At 74.6% G+C, this 6,830-nt stretch carries 8 protein-coding genes; 5 read left to right on the top strand and 3 right to left on the bottom strand.

From position 1 onward, the window contains the following. Positions 1 to 185: 185 nt before the first annotated feature. From AB0L40_RS25505 to mnhG, 3 genes are all read left to right on the top strand, one after another. Complete coding sequence (locus tag AB0L40_RS25505; protein ID WP_364361242.1) at positions 186 to 857, top strand: Na+/H+ antiporter subunit E; 672 nt, start codon at positions 186 to 188, stop codon at positions 855 to 857. 223 nt (positions 858 to 1,080) lie between these two features. Then, complete coding sequence (locus tag AB0L40_RS25500; RefSeq protein ID WP_364361240.1) at positions 1,081 to 1,416, top strand: monovalent cation/H+ antiporter complex subunit F; 336 nt, start codon at positions 1,081 to 1,083, stop codon at positions 1,414 to 1,416. 79 nt (positions 1,417 to 1,495) lie between these two features. Continuing rightward, on the top strand, positions 1,496 to 1,873 hold the full coding sequence (mnhG, locus tag AB0L40_RS25495; RefSeq protein ID WP_364361238.1) for a monovalent cation/H(+) antiporter subunit G: 378 nt from the start codon (positions 1,496 to 1,498) through the stop codon (positions 1,871 to 1,873). Positions 1,874 to 2,270: 397 nt separating this feature from the next. Here the strand turns inward: mnhG and AB0L40_RS25490 are convergent, their stop codons facing one another. Together AB0L40_RS25490 and AB0L40_RS25485 are read right to left on the bottom strand one after the other, a co-directional pair. After that, positions 2,271 to 3,413: an aminopeptidase gene (locus AB0L40_RS25490; protein WP_364361236.1), complete on the bottom strand. Its 1,143-nt coding sequence runs from the start codon at positions 3,411 to 3,413 to the stop codon at positions 2,271 to 2,273. A gap of 44 nt (positions 3,414 to 3,457) precedes the next feature. Next, positions 3,458 to 3,850, bottom strand: a complete 393-nt coding sequence (locus tag AB0L40_RS25485) for a hypothetical protein (protein WP_364361234.1) — start codon at positions 3,848 to 3,850, stop codon at positions 3,458 to 3,460. Positions 3,851 to 3,929: 79 nt separating this feature from the next. Between AB0L40_RS25485 and AB0L40_RS25480 the strand changes: the two genes are divergently transcribed. Beyond that, positions 3,930 to 4,928 (top strand): MBL fold metallo-hydrolase, encoded by a 999-nt coding sequence (locus AB0L40_RS25480; RefSeq protein ID WP_364361232.1) that lies wholly within the window; start codon positions 3,930 to 3,932, stop codon positions 4,926 to 4,928. A 238-nt stretch (positions 4,929 to 5,166) separates the two neighbouring features. Then, positions 5,167 to 6,096 (top strand): methylenetetrahydrofolate reductase [NAD(P)H], encoded by a 930-nt coding sequence (metF, locus tag AB0L40_RS25475; RefSeq protein WP_364361230.1) that lies wholly within the window; start codon positions 5,167 to 5,169, stop codon positions 6,094 to 6,096. A gap of 402 nt (positions 6,097 to 6,498) precedes the next feature. Here the strand turns inward: metF and AB0L40_RS25470 are convergent. Continuing rightward, a partial coding sequence (locus tag AB0L40_RS25470) for a hypothetical protein (protein ID WP_364361228.1) occupies positions 6,499 to 6,830 on the bottom strand: 332 nt, incomplete at its 5' end.

The raw sequence follows: 6,830 nt of genomic DNA, 5'->3' as shown, positions 1-6,830 counted from the left end.
CAACCCCGCACTTAAAACCCTCTGCCCCACCCCCCCGCCCTCCCTACCCCCCCCCGCGCGGCCGGCGAGTGGCGCCCCCCCGCCCCGACCGCCCCCCCGGCCGCGCCGGGGACGGTCGTGCGCGCGGACGACGGGAGCTTCGTCGTCGGGCCGCCGGGGCGGCTGCCGGCGGACGGGAGCACCCCGTGAGCCCCGTCCGCCGCATCGGGCGTCGCCTGGCGCGCCGCCGGGCCGCCGGCTCGGGGATCCTGCAGCCGGTCGCGGTCGTCTGGCTCGTGATCCTCTGGGTGCTGCTCTGGGGCCGCGTCACGCCGGGCCTGATCGTCAGCGGCCTGTTCGTGTCGGTCCTCACGATCGCGATGTTCCCGCTCCCGCGCCTGAGCATCGAGGGCCGGATCCACCCGCTGGCCGCCGCCCGCTTCGCCGTGCGCTTCGCCTGGGACGTCGTCCGCGCGAGCGTCGAGGTCGCGAGCCTCGCGTTCCGCCGCGACCAGGAGTCGCCGACGGCCGTCATCGGCGTCCCGCTCGTGACCCGGTCGGACCTCATGCTGACCCTGGTCGCCGAGGTCCTCTCGCTCGTCCCGGGCAGCCTCGTCGTGGAGATCGACCGTCACGACGCGATCGTCTACCTGCACCTGATCGGCGTGCGCGACCGCGGCGACGTCGAGCGCGAGCGCCGCCGCGCCCGCGAGACCGAGGCCCGGATGATCCGCGCGTTCGGGGCACCGACGGACCGGCTCGCGCTCGACGCGGCCGACCTCGACGCGGCGGGGCCCGACGCGGTGGGGCCCGGCGCGCCGGCCGGTCTCGGCACGACGGACCTCGCCACCACCCGAGACCCGAAGGCGCACTCGTGATCGTCGTCGCGGCTGCGACGACGGCCGCGGCTACGGCCGTGGCTTCGGCCGTGACGACGGCCATGGCTTCGGCCGTGCCTACGGCCATGGCTACCGCCACGGCCACGGCCGCAGGCCGCGTCCCCCGCACCCGCGCAGGTCGCCGGTCGGGGCGACGACGTCCGTCCCTCCCCGGGGCCGCCGCAGGGACCACCGCCGCCGCCTTCGAGACCGGGAGCCCGTCGTGACCGTCGTCCTCTGGGTCGCCGCGACCATGCTCGGCGTCGCCGCGCTGCTGGCGCTGATCCGCGTCGTCCGGGGCCCCTCGGCCCTGGACCGCGTCGTCGCGATGGACGTCCTGCTGTCGTGCCTGATCGGCGCGATCGGGATCGAGGCCGCCTACGGCCGCCACGGGACGACGCTGCCGGTGCTCGCCGTCCTCGCGCTGCTGGGCTTCGTCGGCTCCGTCGCGGTCGCGCGGTTCGGGGCGGACGTCGGCGACGACGACCCGGACCGCCGCGAGGAGGCCCGCGTCGAGGCCCGGCTCGGCGCGCTCAGAGACCGGGAGGACGACGCATGACCCCGACGCACGACGTCTCCGCGGCGCGGACAGGCCGGCGGGCGGCCTCGCGTCCCGCCATGGTCCGGGGGGCCGGGGCATGAGCGGCGTGCTCGACGTCCTGGCCGCGATCTGCCTGCTCGGGGGCGCGGCGCTCTCGCTCGCCGCGGGCATCGGCGTCGTCCGGTTCCCCGACGTGCTCTCGCGGATGCACGCCGCGTCCAAGCCCCAGGTCCTCGGCCTGCTGCTCGTCCTGATCGGCGTCGGCCTGCGCCTGCGCACCGGCTTCGACATCACCACGCTCGTCCTCGTCGCCGTCTTCCAGCTGGCGACGGCGCCGGTCGCGGCCCACATGGTCGGCCGCTCCGCGTACCGCACCCGCCGCGTCCGCCGCGACCTGCTGATCGTCGACGAGCTCGGCGAGCGGCTGGACGAGGGCCGGCGGGACGACGAGGCCGGCGGGGCGCCGCGGGGCTGACCCGGTCGGACGCGTGCCCCGGTTCGCCTGTCGTGTGGGCCGGGAGGGTTCCTGGTCGGGTGCTCCCTGCGTGGTCGGGGGAAGGCGACCAGGAGCCGGGTTCGGGTAGGGCGGGCGGTTTCTGGTCGGCTTCTCGCCCCGTGGTCGGGACAAGGCGACCAGGAGCCTCGGTTCACCCCGCCACTGGGCGCCGCCGGGCCGGCTCCCCGGCTCCGGCTCGAGTTCTCCCCGCCCAGCATGGAGAACTCGAGCCGGCGCCGCCCGCACCTCGCGCGCGGCCGCACCCCGCGCGCCGCCCGCACCTCGCGCAACGCCCGGACCCCGCGCGGACCTCGCGCCCGCGCCCTCCGGGACGAACGACGAACCGCCGCCGCTCCCGCCCCGGCGCCCCGCGCCCCTACAGCCGGAAGGCCCCGTTCTCCTGGAGCACCTCGCCGTCGGCGTAGAGACTGCCGCCTCCGCGCAGGTCGCAGATGAGGTCCCAGTGCAGCGCGGACTCGTTCGTCCCGCCCGTCTCGGGGTACGACCGGCCCAGCGCCGTGTGGACCGTGCCGCCGATCTTCTCGTCGAAGAGGATCACGCCGATCGCGCGGTCGATGCCGAAGTTCGTGCCGATGCCCACCTCGCCGAGGAAGCGGGCGCCGTCGTCGGTGGCCAGGGCGCGCTCGAGGTACTCCGCCCCGACGCCGGCCGTGTGCTCGACGACCTCGCCGTCCTTGAACGTCAGCCGCACGTCGGCGACGTCGACGCCGGCGGGGGACGACGGGACGGTGTAGTGGATCGAGCCCGTCGCGCTGGACTCGATCGGCCCGGTGAAGACCTCGCCCGAGGGCATGTTGCGGCGGCCGTCGCTGTTGACCCACACGCGGCCGGCGACGTTCAGCGTCAGGTCGGTGCCCTCGGCCTCGATGCGCAGCTCCTCGACGCCGTCGAGCCGCTCGATCAGGCGGGCCTGGAAGTCGCGCAGGCCGTTCCACGCGCGGATCGGGTCGCTGCGGTCCAGGAACGTCGCGCGGGCGACGAAGGCGGACAGCTCGCGCAGGGTCATCCCGGCCTGGTCGGCCAGCGCGGCCGTCGGCCACAGGGTCGTCGCCCAGCGGCGCCGCAGGGTGAGCTCGCGGGCCTCCTGTCGGCCGCGGGCGGCGCGGGCCAGGCGCTCGGGGTCGACGTCGGCGAGCGCCGAGGTGTCCTCCGGCGCCTGGATCGACAGCGAGTGGGTGGCCTGGCGGGCCTCCTCGAGCGCGAGCGGGGAGAGCTCGTCGAGGTGGCGGTCCTGCGCGTGGCGGTAGAAGCCCTCGGTCTGGCCGGGCAGCTCGACGCGGATCAGCGGCCACGCGCCGCGCCCCAGGATCGCGCGCTGGAGCTCGACGAGCAGCGGCGCGGCCAGGTCGGTCGAGCGGATGAGGACCTGGTCGCCCGGCTCGGGCTCCAGGCAGTAGCCGGCCAGCAGGTCGGCGAACGCGGCGGCGCTCAGCTCGGAGGCGATCACGGCGTCGTCGTCCTCGTCCTCGGGGCGGGTGGGCTGGGGGTTCTGGGGCACCGGGTCCTCCTTCTCGGCGCGGGAACGGGAGCCGAAGCGCGCCATCACGGGGCCTGCATCTCGGGGAACCACTCGGTGAGGTGCTCGCGCAGCGCCGTGCGGATCCACGTGCGCTCCTCGGGGCTCGCGACGCGGAAGCGCGCGATGAGGGCCTTCTGGCCCGTCGTCGGCACGTCGTCGACGGTCCAGCCGACCACGAGGCGCTCGAAGAGGAACTCGACGGCCCGGTGCCAGACGTCCTCGCGGGTCTTCGCCGCCTGGGCGAGCTCCCCGCCGACGGTCTCGGCGTAGACCAGGCGCGTCTTCGGCGTCATCGCGCACCGGAGGTCGAGCGTCATGCGGCCGTCGGGGCTCGCGTACGGCACCGTCGGCAGCCCGGGGGCCTTCCGATCGGTGATCCGCTGCCCGGTCTTGGTCTTCTTGCGCTTCTTCGCCACGGTCCGCGGCCGAGTCTACGGGTAACGTCTCTCGTCCCATGCCGTGTCCCCGTCCGCAACGCTCCGTCCGCCGCCCGCGATGAGCAGCGGGCGCGCAGCGAAGGAGCTCGGACGCGGCGAGCGGGTGATCCCCGGCGTCTGGCGCCTGCGGCTCCCCCTGCCGTGGCCGGGCGTTCCGCACGGCAACGCGTGGGCGGTGGCGGCCGGCGACGGCGTCGTGCTGTTCGACACCGGGATGCACCAGCCGGGCTCGCTGGCGCACCTCGAGCGGGCACTCGACATGGTCCACCTGCGGCTGGAGCTCGTCCGCAGCGTCGTCCTGACCCACGCGCACGTCGATCACTGCGGCCAGACGACGCCGATCGTCCTGCGGTCCGGCGCCGAGGTCTGGTGCCACCCCAACCACGACCACCTGACCAAGTGGCTGGCCAACCCGGACGGCTACTGGGAGCGCCGGGTCGAGATCGCGCTGCAGTCCGGCGTGCCCGAGGCGGACGTCCGCGCGGCGTCGGAGATCGTCCGCCGCGAGGACATCGGCATCGCGGGCGGCCTGCAGGTCGACCACGACCTCGTCGACGGGGTGCAGATCGCCACGGACCTCGGCGTCTTCACGGCGATCGAGACCCCCGGCCACGCGCCGTCGCACGTCTGCCTGTTCAACGCCGAGCGCCGCATGTTGATCTCGGGCGACCACCTGCTCGGCCGCGTCTCGCTGTTCTTCGACTTCGGCTACACCCCCGACCCGATCGGCGAGTTCCTCGCGTCGCTGGACCGCATCGAGGACCTCGACGCCCGGCTCTGCCTGTCGGGCCACGGCCGCACCTTCACGGACGTCGAGGGCCACATCCGGGCCAACCGCGAGCTGGTCGCCGACCGGCTCCGGCTGACGGAGGAGGCCCTCGCCGGCCCCGAGCCGCGCACCCCGGCGGAGATCGCCCCGCACGTCTTCGGGATGCCGCTGACGGCGGACAACGGCAGCTGGCTGCTGGCCGAGATCCAGTGCTTCCTGCGGCACCTCGAGGTCACCGGCCAGATCGTCCGCACGGACGAGACGCCGGACCGCTTCCGCCTGACGTAAGGGGCAGGCCCGGGCCGCGCACGGACGAGACGCCGGACCGCTTCCGCCTCACGCAGCGCGCGGGTCCGGGCCGCGCACGGACGGGACCGCACCGTCTCCGCCTGACGCCGGGCACAGGTCCGGGCCGCCTCGGCGGCGCCCGGGGCGCGCGTCGTCCGGGCCGCATCGTCGTCCTCGGCGGGCTCCTTGACCCCCGCCGAGGGCCCCGGCAGGGCCGGTCGACCGTACGATGTGGGGGATGCGCATCGACGAGATCATCGAGACGTCGCCGGATCCGACGTTCTCGTTCGAGTTCTTCCCGCCGAAGACCGACGAGGCGGAGGCCCTCCTGCACGACGCCCTGGAGACGCTGCGCGAGCTCTCACCGTCGTTCGTCTCCGTCACCTACGGGGCCGGGGGCAGTTCCCGCGACCGGACGATCAAGGTCGTGCGGAACCTGCGCTTCGACCACGGGCTCGAGGCGATGGCCCACCTCACCTGCGTCGGTGCGACGAAGGGCGAGATCCGCACCGTCCTGCAGCAGATGCGGGACGCCGGCGTCGACAACGTCCTGGCGCTCCGCGGCGACCCGCCCGGCGGCGAGGAGAAGTTCGCGCCGACCCCCGGCGGCTTCGCGTCGTCCCCCGAGCTGACGGCGCTGATCGCCGAGGAGTTCCCGTTCGCGATCGGCGGCGCCGCCTACCCGGAGCCGCACCCGGACGCCCGCCACGACGACGACGACGTCCAGACGGCGAAGGCCAAGGTCCAGGCCGGCGCGAAGTTCCTGATCACCCAGATCTTCTACGACAACGCCGACTACTTCTCGTTCGTGCAGCGCCTGCGCGACGAGGGCATCGACGTCCCGGTCATCCCGGGCCTCATGCCGATCACGTCGATCGGCCAGTCGCGCGGCTTCCTGAAGAAGATCGGCGCCCGCATCCCGGACGACTACCGGCGCGAGCTCGACCTGCGCGAGGACGACCCCGAGGCGCTCAAGAGCCTCGGCATCTCCTACGCCACCCTCCAGGCCGCGGAGCTGCTGGCCGCCGGCGCGCCGGGCATCCACTTCATCACCATGAACCGCAGCCCCGCGACGCGCGCGATCCTCTCGACGTTGCGCCTGCACCGCCCGTGGGAGCGCACGGCGGGCGCCCCCGCGACGGCGGGCGGCGAGCCGGCGCACGCCTGAGCCGGGGCTTGCCGGGAGGCCGGGCCCGGTTCGGGCTCGGCGACGCGCGGGAGGGGGCGGCCCCGAGGGGCCGTCAGCGGCGGGCGGAGTGCTGCCCGGGTGTCGGGGTCGGTCGATCGTTGGCTGGATGGTGTCGGTAATGGACCGTGGCTGGCGGTGTGCGAGGTGTCAGGTCGCGGGGTCGGTCGATCGTCGGCCAGGCGGTGTCCGTGATCGACCGCGGCTCGCGATGCGCGGGGTGTCTGGGTACGGGGTCGGTCGATCGTCGGCCAGGCGGTGTCCGTGATCGACCGCCGGCCGGTCTGCGACCGTGGCCGGCACTGAGCAGCACCGCCTCGATCGCCGGCCGATCCGCTCGCGCTCGCAATCGGCACAACATCGTCACGGTCGGCACCCGACGGGTCACGCGGACTGCGACACGATTCCCGTGTGGATCGAGACCGCGGCATTGCACAGCTCGTCGCCGAGATCGCGGCACTCCAGCACGGCGTCATCTCGGCCCGCCAGCTGCACTGGGCGGGCGTCTCGCCCCGGACGGTCGGGCGCTGGGTGGATCGCGCTCGAGTCTTCCGCCTCGGCTGGGTCGTGTACGCGTTCGTCCCGCGCGTCGATGACCTCGGCCGCGCGTTCGCGGCGCTCCTCAGCCTGAATCCACCGTTCTGTCGGGTGGATGAGGAAGAGTGACCTCCCAAGCAGGGCTTGAAAGCGGCTGATTCCAGCAGCCGCGGCCTCGC

The organism is Patulibacter sp. NPDC049589 (assembly GCF_040675535.1).
Lineage (GTDB): Bacteria > Actinomycetota > Thermoleophilia > Solirubrobacterales > Solirubrobacteraceae > Patulibacter.
This window is presented reverse-complemented; position numbering and strand designations above follow the sequence as displayed.